Below are 15,967 nucleotides of genomic sequence, written 5' to 3'. Positions count from 1 at the left end.
TTCTCTTTTAAAGCGACGCTTACTAATTTATCATGGTTTGTTATTGCTGTCAATAACTTTTTCATGATTTTTATCTCGGTACTTTTTGACTTGCTGATTCGCATTCGTCTTTCCCGACAACGATTAATAATATAGCATAGAACAAAAGCGAATTGCAATACTTTATATCAATTTTTCTTATCTTTTATCAAAAAGTCTTCCATTTCTTTATGACACCAAGCAAAAGCCCCGGAAGACAACCGGGGCTTTTGTTCATCTAGTTTCGTTTTGTTTTTTCTTACGCGGCAGATATTGTAGTATTTCATCACGATTGGCAAACCTACGGAAAATCTGGAATAGAACTTCATATCGGTCTTCCATTGCATTCTTTAAGTTTTGGTCAATTCTATGATCACCTAAATCAAACATAATCTCTTCCATTTCTCTTTTTAGCAAATACTCGACTTCGCGTCTCTCTTGTTCATTAATCATTATTCCGTACATCACCAGAACCTCCCTGATTAGCAACTCTTTATATTTTTACCCTATTTTCAGTATTTTTAGCATAGGTTGTCCGTTTTTTCATATGTATAGAACATATTGGTAAGAAGGGAAGTGAAGGGATTGACTTTTTACACATGGAAAGCTAATCGTTTAAAAAGGTATGGAATCGTTGTAATACTGGCTTTGTTCTGTGCTGTTATGCTCTGGATCGGTCAGTGGAGTCAACTTCCTGTTTTTTCGAATAATGGTGAACCCAGGGCCCTGAGTCAAGGGAGTAAGGATCAATCCCTTGTGGCGCTAACCTTTAACATTAGCTGGGGAAACGATAAGGTCCACGAAATCCTGAAACAACTGGAAACTCATAAGACACAAGCTACTTTCTTTGTCAGTGGAGAGTGGGCGGAACGACATCCTGATATTATGGATGAGATCCAAGAAGGTAAACATGAGATTGGCATGATGGGTTACGGATATGAAAGTTACCTTGAACTGAAACCCGAGCAAGTGGCTGCCGATTTAAGACAAGCAAAAGAAGCATTTGATAAATTGGGATACGAGGATATAAAGTGGATACGTCCGCCGCACGGCCACATGGATAAAGAGGTCTTGAAGCTGATTGAAAAGGAAGGAATGCAAGCTGTGCAATGGAGTGTAAATCCTCGTGACTGGGAAAACCCTGGCACAAACGAGATTATAGACCAAGTATTAAATAAGGGATCGAAAGGTGATATCATTCTTCTTCACGCTTCAGATTCTGTGAAACAGACCCCTAAAGCACTTGAAGTCATACTTCCAGGTTTAAAACAAAAAGGGTTGAAGTTGGTAAGCATTACGGAATTAGTCAGCGGAAGTGAATCAGAAACAACTCAAATTAACTAATGAAAGCCACTGCGAAGATTATCGCAGTGGCTTCTGTTATTTTATGCAGTTGCTTTCTGTTCATTCGTCAATCGATGCAAGAGCAATAATTGATAGGCGTTACAGGCAAACAAAGAAATGATCATCAGCCAAATGTAATCATTCCCACCCGCTCTCAGAGCTGGCACCCATTCAACTGTTGTTACAACAACCATAAAAAATAAAGCAGGAATAAACGCGGTTTTATTCGTTTCGTTTGCTTTGACCCACGCCACAATCAAGGATAAAGCAAATAAACCCAGCGCTGTGATTAAAAACGGCCATAAGGATGCACCTTCAGCAGCTTGATACCTAAAGTAAACCAGATCAAATAATGTAAAAGCAATTAAGAACAACTGAACAGGTGTCCATAACGAACGGAAAACACCTTTTCCAAATTGATTAACTGTCAAATATGCAAAAAAGCCCATTTGACTTATGATACTGAATATAAAACCAAATCCCGTAAAAAATAACAACAATCCGATTAGTTCAATGAACTGAAAAGGTTGAAGCACATCTACATATGCTTCTTGTTTAAATATAAAACTGGTCACGAGTGTTAATACTCCGCCAAGCAACAGCGTCGTTAAAAACAGCCTCACCCATTTGCGACTATTCACGAATGTTCCCCCTATTACAAAGACTTCACCATCGTATTTTATCATGAAGCGCTTCAATTTTCCTCATGTCGTATAAAATTTGTCGAATAGCAGATAGTAAACATAAGGAGAATTAAAGAAAGGGGACATGCAAAATGTCCATACTCCGATTGTTGTGTCCTGTCTTCCTTCTTGTTTTCCTAGCTGCCTGTGGCGGCAACGCGGGAGCAAGTGAACAGGCGGACTACGATACCACAAAGAAAATGATTGTCGATATTTTAAAAACCGATGACGGGAAGAAGGCTATTACGGAAGTTCTGTCTGATGAAAAGATGCAGCAATCAATGGCCCTCGAATCGGAAGTTGTATCTCAAGCCGTCAGCGACACATTAGTTTCAGAAAAAGGAAAAGAATTCTGGACCAAACTTTTTTCTGATCCTAAGTTTGTCCAAGATTTCAGCAAGGTCCTTAAAGATCAACAGAAAGATTTAACAAAGGGCCTTATGAAAGATGCTGAATATCAGAAGCTGATGATTGATTTATACAAAAACCCAGAAATGATGGAACAAATGGTTACTGTAATGGAAGGCCAGAAGTTCCGTGCTCACCTCGAAAAAACGATCGAAGAAACAGTAAACAGTCCTGTATTCCAAGCTAAGATGAGTGAAACCTTGTTAAAAGCAGCTGAAAAAATGAAAAGCGGCGAAGGTCAACAAGGTGGTCAAGGCGGACAGGGCGGCCAAGGCGGAGGTCAACAATCCGACGAATCTGGCGGCGGACAAGGCGAAGGCCAAGGCGGACAATCCTCATAAAAAAATCACGCGATCCCGTTATGGGAAAGCGTGATTTTTTATTTAATATTTGGAAATGATTTTTGCAGCCATATTCCTATAGATGACTCCTGTCGGATGATCAGCCTGGTATACGGATGGAGCAAATACATCCTCTTCTTCATAAGGCTGCTGCAAAGGAATGTGCCCTAATACATCTGTCTGCAGCTGTTCTGCCAATTTCACACCGCCTCCACGACCGAAGACGAATTCTTTATTCCCTGTTTCTTTACTTTCAAAGTAAGCCATGTTTTCAACGACCCCAAGAATTTCGTGGTCTGTTTTCAGAGCCATTTGACCAGCACGGGCAGCTACAAATGCTGCTGTCGGGTGTGGAGTCGTAACGATAATTTCCTTCGATGACGGAAGCATAGAATGGACATCAAGCGCGACATCTCCGGTTCCGGGCGGCAGATCAAGAAGTAAATAATCAAGATCTCCCCATTCAACTTCCTTGAAAAAGCTTGTCAGCATTTTCCCTAACATAGGGCCACGCCAAATAATCGGAGAATTATCCTCAACGAAGAAGCCCATGGACACTAACTTCACACCAAAGCGTTCAACTGGGATGATTTTTTCACCACGAACGACAGGACGTTCCTCGACTCCCATCATATCCGGTACACTGAATCCGTAGATATCCGCATCGATAATTCCAACTTTTTTCCCTAAACGAGTCAGAGCAACCGCTAAGTTAACTGTAACCGTTGATTTTCCTACGCCACCTTTACCACTGGCAATAGAGATGAACTTTGTATCTGCACCGCCATCCAGCAATGAAGCTTCTTGTTGCTTCTCTGCTTCCGGCTGGAATTTGTTGAGAACCTCATCTGGTAATTGATCGAAACGAAGACCGACTGTAGCGGCACCGCCGTTTTTCAATGCATTAACAATCGTTTGCTGAAGCTCCATTTGTTCAGCCGTGTTGGTCTTCGCGATTAATATCTTCACACTTACGTGGTTTTTCTCTTCTTTAATCTTTATCTCTTCAACCCCACCGGTTTCTTCCAACGTTTTATGTAAAAACGGATCTTCGATTGAGTTTAGGATTTCAAGTACTTTCTCTTGTGTTAGCAAACCGTTTCACCATCCTTAGAAATGTTTCAGTAGTGCTAGTATAACATACATGAAACGCTTTCTAAGTGATTTGCTTCAATCAATTACCCGATGGATATTCACGTTCAGTTACATAACGTAAGACACCCTGATAAATAGAGGCAGCCATCTTACGCTGATAATCATCCGACTTCAACAATTCACGTTCTTCAGGATTGGACAAAAAACCCGCCTCAACTAGAGCGCCTGGGGCTTTCACGTTTCGTAGTAGATAAATATTTGATAATCCCAGAGATTCTCTTGTCGTATTCTCAAGGTTAGTTTTTATTTCAGATTGAATAAACTTAGCCAAATATTCACTTTCATCCATATTCGGGTTATAAAATGTTTGAGCACCTCTCCACTTCGAAGATGGAATAGCATTTAAATGGATACTCAAGTAGAAGTCGGCTTCCTTTTCTTCAATATATTGTACACGATTCCTAATATCTTCAGATTTCCTTCTAGACAAACTGCCTGCACCCTCAGAAGACAAATCTGTATCCTCATACCTCGTTAAATATACAAGGGCTCCTGCTTCTTGAAGATAGTCTCTTAGGTATTCACTCATCTGCAAAGTGATTTCTTTCTCCTGTGTTCCGTCTGACCCTTCCGCTCCGCCATCCGGTCCTCCATGCCCCGGATCAATAACGATTACCTTTCCTGATAGCGGTGATGACCAAACCGTCCAGGCGTCTTTGGCCTCCTGGATGGGATATGATACAAGCCAAACGAGAGCTACTATTCCCGCTAACCAAACGAAAGTTTTCATACGACGAATCATCCATCCCCACACTCCCTTGTTCTCTCTACCTCACTATATGGGACAAGGGCCAGAAATATGATTCGAATGCATTCCCTCCTCAGGTCATCCAGAATCTGGATGACCTGAGGTAACATTATTTGGAAATAACAGAATGTAAAAAAAGACCCCCAACCAATTTGGTTGAGAGCCTTTGAAACGTTGATATCTTAACGTTTGGAGAATTGTGGTGCACGACGAGCACCTTTAAGACCGTATTTCTTACGCTCTTTCATACGTGCGTCACGAGTTAGAAGACCTGCACGCTTAAGTGTTGTGCGGTATTCAGGATCTGCTTCTAATAGTGCACGAGCGATTCCGTGACGGATCGCACCCGCTTGTCCAGTGAAACCTCCACCATGAACGTTTACGTGAACGTCATAGCTTCCTTCGGTTTCTGTAACAGCTAGAGGCTGTTTCAAAATCATGCGAAGAGTTTCATATGGGAAGAAATCTTCAGCATCACGTTTATTAACTACTACACGACCAGTTCCAGGGACTAGGCGTACACGAGCTGTTGAGCTCTTACGACGTCCAGTACCAGTGTATTGTACTTGTGCCACTCTTGATTACCTCCTTTTATTATCCGCGAAGTTCGTAAACTTCTGGTTGTTGTGCTTCATGTTTGTGATCAGAGCCAGCGTAAACATGAAGTTTTTTGCCCATTTTACGTCCAAGGCTTCCTTTTGGAAGCATACCTTTTACAGCAAGTTCTAGCATTTGCTCAGGGTATTTATTACGCATTTCGTTTGCCGTACGTGATTTCAAACCACCAGGGTGGTTAGAGTGACGATAATAGACCTTATCGTTGATCTTGTTTCCTGTTAGTTGAATCTCACCAGCGTTAATGATGATAACGTGATCACCAGTATCTACGTGTGGAGTGTATGTCGGTTTGTTCTTACCGCGAAGGATCGCAGCAACTTCGCTTGCTAAACGGCCAAGTGTCTGTCCTGCAGCGTCGACAACATACCATTTACGTTCCACGTTGTTTTCATTTGCCATGAAAGTTGTGCGCATGTCGGTTTCCCTCCTGAATTGTTAGTTTCACAAATCTTTAGTTACGAATATTTATCTCAAATACGATTAGTTTCCGGGGCTAATCGTGGTATAGAAATAAAATGCCATAGAATATAATATAACACTCTAATCACCGATGTCAAGAGGTGTACACCAGGAATCGTTGTTTTTTTATAATTTGCGTGTTGAATCGCCTTGGTCAACCCCGAAAAGCTTAATACAAGCGACGTACGGTATCCTTATTATCAGCGAATGCTGATATATATCGGCGTTCGCCGATAAAGGGCCCTCTATCGCTGATATATATCGACGTTCGCTGATATCCACTGCTCCTTCACCGATATGCCTGCTCCTTCTCTGGGCATTCAATCCCCATCATAGAAAACTTCCCATAAAAACAGACCTTGAGGAGGCGCCGTCTTTCCTGCAGCCTCACGTTCCTTAGCTTCAATGATCATAGGAATCTCACCAGGGTCTCTATCATGTCGTCCCACTTCTACAAGCGTCCCTACCAAAATACGAACCATATTATATAAAAATCCTGATCCTCTGAATACAAAGACAAGCTCTTCTCCCTCTTTATGCACAGAAGCTTCATGGATTAGACGGATTTTGTCTCCTTTTATATCGGTCCGTGGTGAACAGAAGGAGGTGAAATCATGCTCTCCCTCAATATACTTACACGCTTGCTGCATTGACGCTACATCTAAATCAGCTTTTATATGGTAACGATAGTGCCGTTTGAAAATATTCGGCTCTTGATCGTTCCAAATAAAGTAACGGTATTCTTTCCCTTTTGCATCATATCGTGCGTGAAAATCTCGGCCCACCTGCTCCACAGATGAAACGTAAATATCCTGAGGCAGCATTGAAGAAAGGGCCCGTTTCCAATTTCCGACGGGGATATTCAAGTCGGTATCAAAGTGAATTACTTGTCCGAGCGCATGAACACCAGAATCGGTTCTGCCAGATGCCGTTACTTTAACTTTTCGTCCTTTATGCATTTTGGAGAGTGCCTTTTCCATCTCTGCCTGCACCGTATTCCCGTTTGGCTGGATTTGATAGCCTGCATAATGGGTGCCATCGTACTGGATAATCGCTTTTAAACGTTCCATGGTTTTTTCCTCCTGTTAGCTTCGAGTCAAAAACAGACCGATGACTAAAAGAATAAAGAGGATATAGAGATAAATATCCAATTTACCTATTCTAAGCTCTCTTAGCTTACTTCGGCCTTCTCCACCTTGATAGCCTCGTGCCTCCATAGCCATAGCAAGCTCCTCAGCGCGTTTAAAGGCGCTGACGAACAAAGGGACCAAGAGTGGGATAACGGCTCTTATACGGTCTTTAAAGGACCCTGTGCGGAAGTCTACACCTCTAGAAGCCTGAGCCTTAGAGATTTTTTCTGTTTCCTGCATAAGTGTCGGGATAAAACGCAAGGATATAGACATCATCAGGGCAAGCTCATGGACAGGGAAGCGCACCTTTTTCAAAGGACCTAACAGTTCTTCAATAGCATCAGTAATCTCTATCGGTGTAGTAGTCAGTGTAAGCATTGATGTCACCAGTATTAATAAAAAGAAGCGAAGAGATATCGCAGCGCCCTGAATCAGCCCTTCTTCATAGACTTCCCACCCAAACACACTGAACGCTACATCACCTTGTCTTGTGACGAGCAAATGCAGAATGAAAGTAAAAATGATTAAAAACCAGACAGGCTTTAATCCTTTCATAATATATGGAAAAGGAATTCTGGATAACAAGGCACTGCCGATAGCAAATAACGCGAGCAGCCCATAGCTCATAACAGAATTAGCAAAAAATACGATCACGACAAAGAAAAAGATAATGGCGATTTTAGACCTGGGATCCATGCGGTGTACAACTGAATCGCCAGGGATGAACTGGCCGATAATCAATGAACTACTCATGATCGCGGCCCCCTTCCATCATTTGAGCCAATTCCTTTGCTAACTCTGCTATCGTCTGGCCCTTATATTCTATAGCCGTGTTAAATTCCTCGTTCACTTTCGATATAAACTCTATGACTTCTGGCACATCAAGCTGAACAGCTTTAAGCGCTTCTTGTTGTTTAAAGATCTCAAGCGGTGTACCTTCCCGATATACTTCACCGTGATTAAGAATAATAATGTGGTCCGCATAGGCGAGAGCATCCTCCATACTGTGCGTCACAAGTATCGTTGTAAGCTGCTTCGTTTTATGAAGGTGATGGAACATATCCATGATTTCTCTTTGACCGTTTGGATCAAGCCCAGCTGTCGGTTCATCCAATACGAGCACTTCAGGGTTCATTGCCAGTACACCCGATATAGCGACCCTTCTCATTTGCCCTCCACTTAGATCAAAAGGAGAACGCTCGAGCAGTTCTTCCGGCAAATGGGTGGCTTGAATCGCTTCTTTGGTCCTTCTTGAAATCTCTTCCTCTTCGACTCCAAAGTTTTGTGGACCGAAAGCGATGTCTTTGGCAACTGTTTCTTCAAACAACTGATGCTCAGGATATTGAAAAACGACACCAACTTTTTCCCGGAGTTTTTTCAAATCTTTATTTTTTTCTCCAGCCTTCATCTGATACTCACCGATTGATACTTTTCCATCTGTCGGCTGTAAAAGCCCATTGAGATGTTGGATCAACGTCGACTTCCCAGAACCCGTATGGCCGATGATCGCCACGAATGACCCCGATTGGATAGAAAAAGAAAGGTCATTCAATGCGCGGTGCTCAAACGGACTATTGGGTTGGTACACATAACTTACATTCTCGAACGTAATGTCCATAGTTCCTCCAACAACTCCTGGTGATTGAGTGGCTCACGTGAAAGCTGCATACTCGCAGTCCGTAATTGATCTGCAAGTTTGCTAACGAAAGGAGTATCTAAGCCAATTTTGATTAACTGATCCTTTTTGGAAAATACATCCCTTGGAGTGCCTTCCATCCAGACCTCTCCCTGGTTCATCACAAGTACCCGGCTTGCCTGGGTCACTTCCTTCAAGTCGTGTGTAATTGTGATTAAAGAGAGGTTCCGTTGTTCTTGTACTTCCCGGATCGTCCTCATAATTTCTTTTCGCCCTTTAGGGTCTAGCATGGCTGTCGCTTCATCTAAAATAATGTATTTCGGTGATACGGCAAGAACGCTGGCGATAGCCACTCGCTGTTTTTGGCCGCCTGATAAGCGGTGGGGTTCATGACGCAGGTATTCTGACATCTTAACGGCTTCTAAGCTTTGATGAATTCGTTCGATCATCAACTCTCGCGGCATGCCGTGATTCTCCATACCAAAGGCGACATCATCGCGTACCGTTGTGCCAACAAACTGGTTATCAGGGTTTTGGAAAACCATCCCTACTTGTTTTCTAACATCCCAAACCGTTTCTGGTTCTACCTTTTTGCCATTAACATGGATTTCCCCTTCTTCCGGAAACAACAAACCGTTCATCAGCTTGGCAATAGTAGATTTTCCAGAACCATTATGCCCAATGATGGCTACCCACTCATTCGCGTCAATTGTGAAGCTTACATTCTTCAAAACCCAAGGCATATTCTCCTGGTAACGAAAAGAAACGTTTCTAAACTCGATCTGGCTCTGTTCCATTCTCCTTCCCCCTCTGCTCACCTGACTATTTCCCAGGAAATACGACAAGATTTCCTATCTTCATTTCTCATTATTCTACATAGCTTTAAAGATTTCTAAACGGAGCATCTTTCATATCTATAAACGATACAAGTTACGTTTTAAACCATAAAAAAAGGGCTGGATTCAACCTCACGATGAGATCAGTCCTGCCCTTTTACACTAATGGTATTCATTAAACTAGTTCAATGATCGCCATTTTAGCTCCGTCACCTTGACGTTCGCCTAGCTTAAGCACGCGAGTGTATCCACCTTGACGGTCCTCATAGCGTGGGCCGATGTCAGAGAATAGCTTTTGAAGTGCTGTTTGCTCTCCTTCACCGTCAGCTTTAGCGTTGTAAAGGAATGACTCAGCTTGACGACGGGCATGTAAATCGCCGCGTTTACCTAGTGTAATCATCTTCTCTACAACAGAACGAAGCTCTTTCGCTTTAGCTTCTGTTGTTTCTAAACGTTCATGGATGATCAAGTCTGTCGCTAAGTTACGAAGCAGCGCCATGCGTTGATCAGTAGTACGTCCTAGTTTTCTAGCCATTCGTTATCCCTCCCTTTCAGAAACTCTTAGATGTGATCTATTTATTAATCGTCTTTTCGTAAACCTAATCCCAGTTCATCCAATTTGTGCTTCACTTCTTCAAGTGACTTGCGACCAAGGTTACGAACCTTCATCATATCTTCTTCAGATTTGTTCGCAAGTTCCTGCACTGTATTAATCCCAGCGCGTTTCAAGCAATTGTAAGAACGAACAGAGAGGTCAAGCTCTTCGATCGTCATCTCAAGAACCTTCTCTTTTTGGTCCTCTTCTTTCTCAACCATGATTTCAGCTTTTTGAGCTTCATCAGTCAAGCCGACAAAGATATTGAGGTGTTCCATATAGATTTTGGCTCCAAGAGAGATCGCCTCTTCCGGACGAATACTTCCGTCAGTCCAAACGTCTAACGTCAGTTTATCGAAGTTGGATGTTTGACCAATTCTTGTATTCTCTACTTGGTACGTCACACGGGATACAGGCGTAAAAATAGAGTCAACTGGAATTACGCCGATTGGTAAATCTTCATGGTTATTTCCTTCAGCCGGACGATATCCTCGGCCTCGTTCAGCTGTAATACGCATACGAAGGCTAGCCGTGCTGTCTAGTGTAGCGATATGAAGATCTGGATTTAGAACTTCCACATCACTATCGTGCGTAATGTCAGCTGCAGTTACTTTTCCTTCACCCTGTACATCAATCTCTAAAGTCTTCTCTTCTTCAGAATAAATCTTCAAAGCTAGTTTCTTTAGGTTCAAAATGACTGTGGTTACGTCCTCCACGACTCCATCAATAGTTGAGAATTCGTGAAGTACCCCGTCGATTTGAACAGATGTTACAGCAGCGCCAGGAAGTGAGGATAATAGGATACGACGCAAGGAGTTCCCTAGAGTTGTACCATACCCACGTTCAAGCGGTTCTACGACGAACTTACCAAAAGTGGACTCATCGGTGATCTCAACCGTCTCAATTTTTGGCTTTTCAATTTCGATCATTTACAAAAAACCCTCCTTCAAAACGTCGAAACCCCGGTTAGACAATGGTCTAACCGAAATTCCTCAGGTAGGCAGTCCAAAATAAGACAACTGCATATGATTCTGTCTACTGCGGTGCTGTGATAAAAGCTATCATAACCCATTATAGACAGGGTGACAAATTCTATTCAGAACTATTATACGCGACGACGTTTTGGTGGACGGCAACCATTGTGTGGTACTGGAGTTACGTCACGGATTGCCGTGATTTCAAGACCTGCTGCTTGTAGTGAACGGATCGCTGCTTCACGACCAGCACCAGGGCCTTTTACTGTAACTTCTAGTGATTTCATACCGTTATCCATTGCATCTTTTGCTGCAGCTTCAGAAGCCATTTGCGCAGCGAAAGGAGTGGATTTACGGGATCCTTTAAATCCTAAAGCACCAGCGCTGCTCCAGCTGATTACGTTACCTTGAACATCAGTAATGGTTACGATGGTGTTGTTGAATGTAGAGCGAATGTGAGCCATTCCTGTCTCTATATTCTTTTTCACGCGACGCTTACGACTGCGAGTGTTTCCTTTACGTGCCATATAGTTAGCTTACCTCCTTTACGTTTCTATTATTTACGTTTATTAGCCACTGTACGACGTGGGCCTTTACGTGTACGAGAATTGTTTTTCGTTTTCTGTCCGCGAGCTGGAAGTCCGCGACGGTGGCGGATTCCGCGGTAAGAACCGATCTCAATCAAACGTTTGATGTTTAGAGAGTTCTCACGGCGAAGGTCACCTTCAACGTTGTGATTTTCTACAGCTTGACGGATTTTAGTCAATTCGTCTTCTGTTAGGTCACGAACGCGAGTATCTTCAGAAACACCAGCTTCTGCTAGGATTTCTTTAGCTAGGGATTTACCGATTCCAAATACATACGTTAGTGAAATTGCCACGCGCTTATCGCGAGGAATATCTACACCTGCTATACGTGCCATGTGGTACGTGCACCTCCTTCAGATTAACCTTGTTTTTGTTTATGCTTAGGGTTTTCACAGATAACCATGACTTTACCTTTACGTTTGATGACTTTGCATTTTTCGCAAATTGGTTTTACAGAAGGTCTTACCTTCATCGTCCATACCTCCTTTAATATCGGAGTTTTATTTGTAACGGTACGTTATACGACCTTTTGTCAAATCATAAGGGGAAAGTTCTACCGTTACTTTGTCTCCAGGCAAGATTCGGATGAAGTGCATACGAATTTTACCAGAAACATGAGCTAAAACGGTATGACCGTTCTCGAGTTCTACCTTGAACTGTGCGTTCGGTAAGGTTTCAACGATCGTCCCTTCTACTTCAATAACATCGTCTTTCGCCATCGAGTTGATCTCCCTTCTTCAAATCAGTCACTAGTTCATTGACATATTTAGACACGGCAAAGCGGAGTTTGCCATTTGTGACGCGACCAGTTTCTAGAAGGCTGTTCTGGACTTCCGGAGAGATGAAATCCATAAGCTCAATATGCTGCAAGTTCTTTTTCTTTGGTCGATCATACTTACGTTTCTCTCCGTCGGCAAGCAGCACAAAGCGGCCATCCAGCACATCGATTACAACCGCGTACTGTCCTGCCTCACGCCCCTGCACGATACGAACAATTTGACCTATTCGTGGACTCGACTCAGATTCGTTCAAAAACGATCACCTTCATTTAGGATTTAGTTAAGATTTCGTAACCCTCTTCCGTAATCGCGACGGTGTGTTCGAAATGCGCACACATTTTACCATCTTTCGTAACTACCGTCCAACGGTCAGCCAGTGTCTTCACATAGCGAGACCCTGCGTTAACCATTGGTTCGACTGCCAACACCATCCCAGGCTTCAGACGCGGACCTTTGTTAGGAGGACCATAATGAGGAATTTGAGGATCCTCATGCAGTTCCTGACCTACTCCATGGCCCACATACTCACGCACAATCGAAAAGCCTTCCGATTCTACGTAGCTTTGAATGGCGTGGGATATATTTGAAAGGCGTTCACCTGGTTTTGCTTCATCAAGTCCTTGGAAAAGCGACTTTTCCGTAACTCTCAACAATTCCATGGCTTCCTCATTCACAGTGCCGACCGGATACGTCCAGGCCGAGTCACCATGATAACCCTTGTATTTGGCACCGATATCGATGCTGATGATATCTCCGTCATTCAAAACCCGGTCTCCCGGGATTCCATGGACGAGCTCTTCATTAACCGATGTGCAAATACTACCACGGAATCCATTATAACCTTTAAAAGATGGGATTGCATCCATACTGCGTATGAATCTATCAGCAATCTTATCCAATTCTCCAGTAGTTATACCTGGTTGGATGTTACGTTCCAACTCTTGGTGCGTTAAAGCCACAATTTTTCCGGCTTCCCGCATAATATCTAATTCCCGTGGAGTCTTACAAATAATCATGAATTAAGGTCTCCAAGCTTTTTGTCAATATCCTTGAATACTTCATTGATATCTTTATCACCTTCAAAGGATACTAGATATCCTTTGTCCTGGTAGAAATGAAGCAATGGCTGTGTTTGCTCTACATTCACCTCAAGACGCTTTTTAACGGTTTCCGGCTGATCGTCTTCCCTTTGAATCAATTCAGAACCATCATGATCACATTTGCCTTCCTCTTTCGGAGGATTGAATACAACGTGATATGTGGCACCGCATGTCGGGCAGATGCGTCGTCCAGTCAGACGCTCGACGAGTTGGTCTTGTGGAACGTCGATATGAAGAACATAATCTAATGATTCGTCCATATCATTCAACAGGTTCTCAAGAGCTTCCGCCTGAGCGATCGTCCTAGGGAACCCATCAAGCAGAAATCCTTTTTCACAATCTGGCTTGCTTAGACGCTCGCGAACGATTCCGATTGTTACTTCATCTGGAACCAGTTCACCTTTGTCCATGTAAGATTTAGCTTCTTTACCAAGTTCTGTTCCTTCTTTGATAGCTAAACGGAACATATCTCCAGTTGAGATATGAGGGATGTTATATTTTTCTACTATCTTCTCCGCCTGAGTGCCCTTGCCGGCACCTGGGAGACCCATCAGAATTAAATTCAACGTGTTCCCCTCGCTCTCATTATTCATTAGTTACTCACTAATTATTTAATAAAACCTTCATAGTGGCGTTTCACTAGCTGACTCTCAAGCTGCTTCATCATCTCAAGTGCAACACCGACAACGATGAGTAAGCTTGTTCCGCCGATTTGAACAGTCGGTGGCAGTTGTGCCACTGAACCTAGAATAATCGGAAGAATAGATACAGCTGCTAGGAAGATGGAACCTACGAACGTTAAACGGTACATAACACGAGTCAAATACGTTTCAGTATTTGCACCAGGACGAATTCCCGGAATATAACCGCCTTGCTTCTTCAAGTTTTCTGCCATTTGTTCCGGGTTTACCTGAACAAATGTATAGAAATATGTGAAGGCAATGATTAACGCTACATAGATAATCATTCCAGGCCAGTTCTGATAATCAAAAATATATTGAATCACAGAGGCTACTTCGCTATTTTCAAAGAATCCAGCAATCGTTCTTGGTGCGATAATAAAGGAAATCGCAAAGATGACTGGGATTACCCCTGCGGCATTGACTTTCAATGGTAGGTGAGTTGAATGTCCACCTACTGGAGAACGGTTTACTAAGCGCTTCGCATACTGAATTGGAATCTTACGAAGGGCTTGCTGGATGAAAATAACACCCACCACAACCGCAACGATGACTAAAGCGATCAACGCGATGATAACGAGATTGATGAACAGTTCCTCTCCTGCACCGGAAATATACTGGTCATACAACTGATTAACACCTGTTGGGATCGCAGCAACGATTCCTGCGAAAATTAAAATGGAAATACCATTTCCAACTCCATGTGCAGTGATTTGCTCACCAAGCCACATGAGGAAAGCTGTCCCGCCTGTCAGCACAAGAGCAATGACTAGGAATTTGGTTACGCCTGGATTTACGATCAACTGACCTCCTGCCAGAGCGTTAAAACCAATGGACATCCCAATTGCCTGGATGAAAGCAAGAACAATCGTTCCATAGCGGGTAAACTGAGCTAATTTTCGACGACCAACTTCACCCTGCTTTTTCCATTCTGCAAACTTGGGCACAACATCCATTTGCAATAACTGCATGATAATGGAGGCTGTAATGTAGGGCATGATTCCCATCGCGAAGATGGAGAAGTTTTGCAATGCCCCGCCTCCGAATGTGTTCAGAAATCCGAACGCATTCTGTTCATCCATAAAATTAATAGCATCTCTGTTCGTGAAAGGAACAGGGATAAATGTTCCCAAGCGAAAAACAACGAGCATCAATAAAGTGAAGATAATTTTCCGTCGAATATCACTCACGCGCATAAAATTGGAGATTGTCCGGAACATTAAATCACCTCAGTTTGACCGCCCGCTGCTTCAATCGCTTCTTTTGCGGAAGCAGAGAACTTATGAGCTTTCACTGTAAGTTTTTTCTCGATTGAACCTTTACCTAGAACTTTGATTCCAGATTTCTGATTGCTTACTACACCAGACTCTAGCAATAGTTCAGGTGTAACCTCAGTACCTTCTTCAAAGCGGTTTAGGGCTTCTAGGTTGATAATCGCGAATTCCTTACGGTGAACGTTGGTGAAACCACGCTTAGGCAGGCGTTGGAATAGTGGCATTTGACCACCTTCAAAACCTGGGCGAGTTTTACTACCAGAACGCTGACCTTGACCTTTATGACCACGGCCGGATGTTTTACCATTACCAGAAGCCATTCCACGACCAACGCGGTTACGTTCTTTACGAGAGCCTTTAGCTGCTTTTAGTTCATGCAGTTTCATACGAGCACCTCCTTAATTCTTATCTATGATTATACTTCTTTGATCGATACAAGGTGAGACACCTTATTAGCCATACCTCGGATCGCTGGGTTATCTTCAAGAACGACAGTTTGACGGATCTTATTAAGACCTAGCGCCTTGACAGTAGAGCGTTGATCTTGCGGTCTACCAATAACACTGCGCGTGAGGGTAATTTCTAACTTTTTAGCCATTGTA

General features: G+C 43.0%; 24 protein-coding genes. 2 read left to right on the top strand and 22 right to left on the bottom strand.

The genetic code is table 11. The features are described 5' to 3' along the window. Positions 1 to 252 precede the first annotated feature (252 nt). Positions 253 to 483 (bottom strand): hypothetical protein, encoded by a 231-nt coding sequence (locus ACRYKC_RS19605; protein ID WP_433809489.1) that lies wholly within the window; start codon positions 481 to 483, stop codon positions 253 to 255. Between the two features lie 120 nt (positions 484 to 603). Between ACRYKC_RS19605 and pdaB the strand changes: the two genes are divergently transcribed. Continuing rightward, positions 604 to 1,362, top strand: a complete 759-nt coding sequence (gene pdaB / locus ACRYKC_RS19600; protein WP_433809487.1) for a polysaccharide deacetylase family sporulation protein PdaB — start codon at positions 604 to 606, stop codon at positions 1,360 to 1,362. 41 nt (positions 1,363 to 1,403) lie between these two features. Here pdaB and ACRYKC_RS19595 read toward each other — a convergent pair whose 3' ends face one another. Then, a complete protein-coding gene (locus ACRYKC_RS19595) occupies positions 1,404 to 2,003 on the bottom strand; it encodes a KinB-signaling pathway activation protein (protein ID WP_433809485.1) in 600 nt (199 codons plus the stop codon). Between the two features lie 134 nt (positions 2,004 to 2,137). Between ACRYKC_RS19595 and gerD the strand changes: the two genes are divergently transcribed. Further along, complete coding sequence (gene gerD, locus ACRYKC_RS19590; RefSeq protein WP_433809483.1) at positions 2,138 to 2,794, top strand: spore germination lipoprotein GerD; 657 nt, start codon at positions 2,138 to 2,140, stop codon at positions 2,792 to 2,794. A gap of 42 nt (positions 2,795 to 2,836) precedes the next feature. Here the strand turns inward: gerD and ACRYKC_RS19585 are convergent, their stop codons facing one another. From ACRYKC_RS19585 to rpmD, 20 genes are all read right to left on the bottom strand, one after another. Then, positions 2,837 to 3,889 carry an Mrp/NBP35 family ATP-binding protein gene (locus ACRYKC_RS19585; RefSeq protein WP_433809481.1) on the bottom strand — a complete coding sequence of 351 codons (1,053 nt, stop codon included), beginning with the start codon at positions 3,887 to 3,889 and terminating at the stop codon, positions 2,837 to 2,839. 79 nt (positions 3,890 to 3,968) lie between these two features. Continuing rightward, positions 3,969 to 4,691: an N-acetylmuramoyl-L-alanine amidase CwlD gene (gene cwlD, locus ACRYKC_RS19580; RefSeq protein ID WP_433809479.1), complete on the bottom strand. Its 723-nt coding sequence runs from the start codon at positions 4,689 to 4,691 to the stop codon at positions 3,969 to 3,971. Between the two features lie 188 nt (positions 4,692 to 4,879). Next, a complete protein-coding gene (rpsI, locus tag ACRYKC_RS19575) occupies positions 4,880 to 5,272 on the bottom strand; it encodes a 30S ribosomal protein S9 (RefSeq protein ID WP_433809477.1) in 393 nt (130 codons plus the stop codon). A 19-nt stretch (positions 5,273 to 5,291) separates the two neighbouring features. Further along, positions 5,292 to 5,729, bottom strand: coding sequence for a 50S ribosomal protein L13 (rplM, locus tag ACRYKC_RS19570; protein WP_433809475.1), 438 nt, complete (start codon positions 5,727 to 5,729; stop codon positions 5,292 to 5,294). 365 nt (positions 5,730 to 6,094) lie between these two features. Continuing rightward, positions 6,095 to 6,844: a tRNA pseudouridine(38-40) synthase TruA gene (gene truA, locus ACRYKC_RS19565; protein ID WP_433809473.1), complete on the bottom strand. Its 750-nt coding sequence runs from the start codon at positions 6,842 to 6,844 to the stop codon at positions 6,095 to 6,097. 15 nt (positions 6,845 to 6,859) lie between these two features. After that, positions 6,860 to 7,657 (bottom strand): energy-coupling factor transporter transmembrane component T family protein, encoded by a 798-nt coding sequence (locus tag ACRYKC_RS19560; RefSeq protein WP_433809471.1) that lies wholly within the window; start codon positions 7,655 to 7,657, stop codon positions 6,860 to 6,862. Further along, entirely contained in the window at positions 7,650 to 8,522 is an 873-nt protein-coding gene (locus ACRYKC_RS19555) for an energy-coupling factor ABC transporter ATP-binding protein (protein ID WP_433809469.1), read from the bottom strand. The genes ACRYKC_RS19560 and ACRYKC_RS19555 overlap by 8 nt, the downstream gene beginning before the upstream one ends. Further along, positions 8,498 to 9,337 carry an energy-coupling factor ABC transporter ATP-binding protein gene (locus ACRYKC_RS19550; RefSeq protein WP_433809467.1) on the bottom strand — a complete coding sequence of 280 codons (840 nt, stop codon included), beginning with the start codon at positions 9,335 to 9,337 and terminating at the stop codon, positions 8,498 to 8,500. Before ACRYKC_RS19550 ends, ACRYKC_RS19555 begins: the two co-directional genes overlap by 25 nt. A 214-nt stretch (positions 9,338 to 9,551) precedes the next feature. Further along, entirely contained in the window at positions 9,552 to 9,911 is a 360-nt protein-coding gene (gene rplQ / locus ACRYKC_RS19545) for a 50S ribosomal protein L17 (protein WP_035543099.1), read from the bottom strand. Positions 9,912 to 9,955: 44 nt separating this feature from the next. Continuing rightward, positions 9,956 to 10,900 (bottom strand): DNA-directed RNA polymerase subunit alpha, encoded by a 945-nt coding sequence (locus ACRYKC_RS19540; protein ID WP_085026858.1) that lies wholly within the window; start codon positions 10,898 to 10,900, stop codon positions 9,956 to 9,958. Between the two features lie 176 nt (positions 10,901 to 11,076). After that, complete coding sequence (rpsK, locus tag ACRYKC_RS19535) at positions 11,077 to 11,472, bottom strand: 30S ribosomal protein S11 (protein ID WP_085026859.1); 396 nt, start codon at positions 11,470 to 11,472, stop codon at positions 11,077 to 11,079. Between the two features lie 29 nt (positions 11,473 to 11,501). Next, positions 11,502 to 11,867 (bottom strand): 30S ribosomal protein S13, encoded by a 366-nt coding sequence (gene rpsM / locus ACRYKC_RS19530; protein WP_433809464.1) that lies wholly within the window; start codon positions 11,865 to 11,867, stop codon positions 11,502 to 11,504. Positions 11,868 to 11,890: 23 nt separating this feature from the next. Beyond that, positions 11,891 to 12,004 carry a 50S ribosomal protein L36 gene (gene rpmJ / locus ACRYKC_RS19525; protein ID WP_002509257.1) on the bottom strand — a complete coding sequence of 38 codons (114 nt, stop codon included), beginning with the start codon at positions 12,002 to 12,004 and terminating at the stop codon, positions 11,891 to 11,893. 28 nt (positions 12,005 to 12,032) lie between these two features. After that, positions 12,033 to 12,251, bottom strand: a complete 219-nt coding sequence (infA, locus tag ACRYKC_RS19520; protein ID WP_035543089.1) for a translation initiation factor IF-1 — start codon at positions 12,249 to 12,251, stop codon at positions 12,033 to 12,035. Next, positions 12,229 to 12,564 carry a KOW domain-containing RNA-binding protein gene (locus ACRYKC_RS19515; protein ID WP_085026863.1) on the bottom strand — a complete coding sequence of 112 codons (336 nt, stop codon included), beginning with the start codon at positions 12,562 to 12,564 and terminating at the stop codon, positions 12,229 to 12,231. Before ACRYKC_RS19515 ends, infA begins: the two co-directional genes overlap by 23 nt. 16 nt (positions 12,565 to 12,580) lie before the next feature. Further along, complete coding sequence (gene map / locus ACRYKC_RS19510) at positions 12,581 to 13,327, bottom strand: type I methionyl aminopeptidase (protein WP_433809402.1); 747 nt, start codon at positions 13,325 to 13,327, stop codon at positions 12,581 to 12,583. Continuing rightward, positions 13,324 to 13,977 (bottom strand): adenylate kinase, encoded by a 654-nt coding sequence (locus ACRYKC_RS19505; RefSeq protein ID WP_433809400.1) that lies wholly within the window; start codon positions 13,975 to 13,977, stop codon positions 13,324 to 13,326. Before ACRYKC_RS19505 ends, map begins: the two co-directional genes overlap by 4 nt. Positions 13,978 to 14,018: 41 nt before the next feature. Then, positions 14,019 to 15,311, bottom strand: a complete 1,293-nt coding sequence (secY, locus tag ACRYKC_RS19500; protein ID WP_433809398.1) for a preprotein translocase subunit SecY — start codon at positions 15,309 to 15,311, stop codon at positions 14,019 to 14,021. After that, on the bottom strand, positions 15,311 to 15,751 hold the full coding sequence (gene rplO, locus ACRYKC_RS19495) for a 50S ribosomal protein L15 (protein WP_433809396.1): 441 nt from the start codon (positions 15,749 to 15,751) through the stop codon (positions 15,311 to 15,313). The genes secY and rplO overlap by 1 nt, the downstream gene beginning before the upstream one ends. Positions 15,752 to 15,780: 29 nt before the next feature. Further along, positions 15,781 to 15,963 (bottom strand): 50S ribosomal protein L30, encoded by a 183-nt coding sequence (rpmD, locus tag ACRYKC_RS19490; RefSeq protein ID WP_085026873.1) that lies wholly within the window; start codon positions 15,961 to 15,963, stop codon positions 15,781 to 15,783. Positions 15,964 to 15,967: the final 4 nt, after the last annotated feature.

The organism is Halobacillus sp. A1-3, assembly GCF_050971765.1.
Lineage (GTDB): Bacteria > Bacillota > Bacilli > Bacillales > Halobacillaceae > Halobacillus > Halobacillus mangrovi_B.
This window is presented reverse-complemented; position numbering and strand designations above follow the sequence as displayed.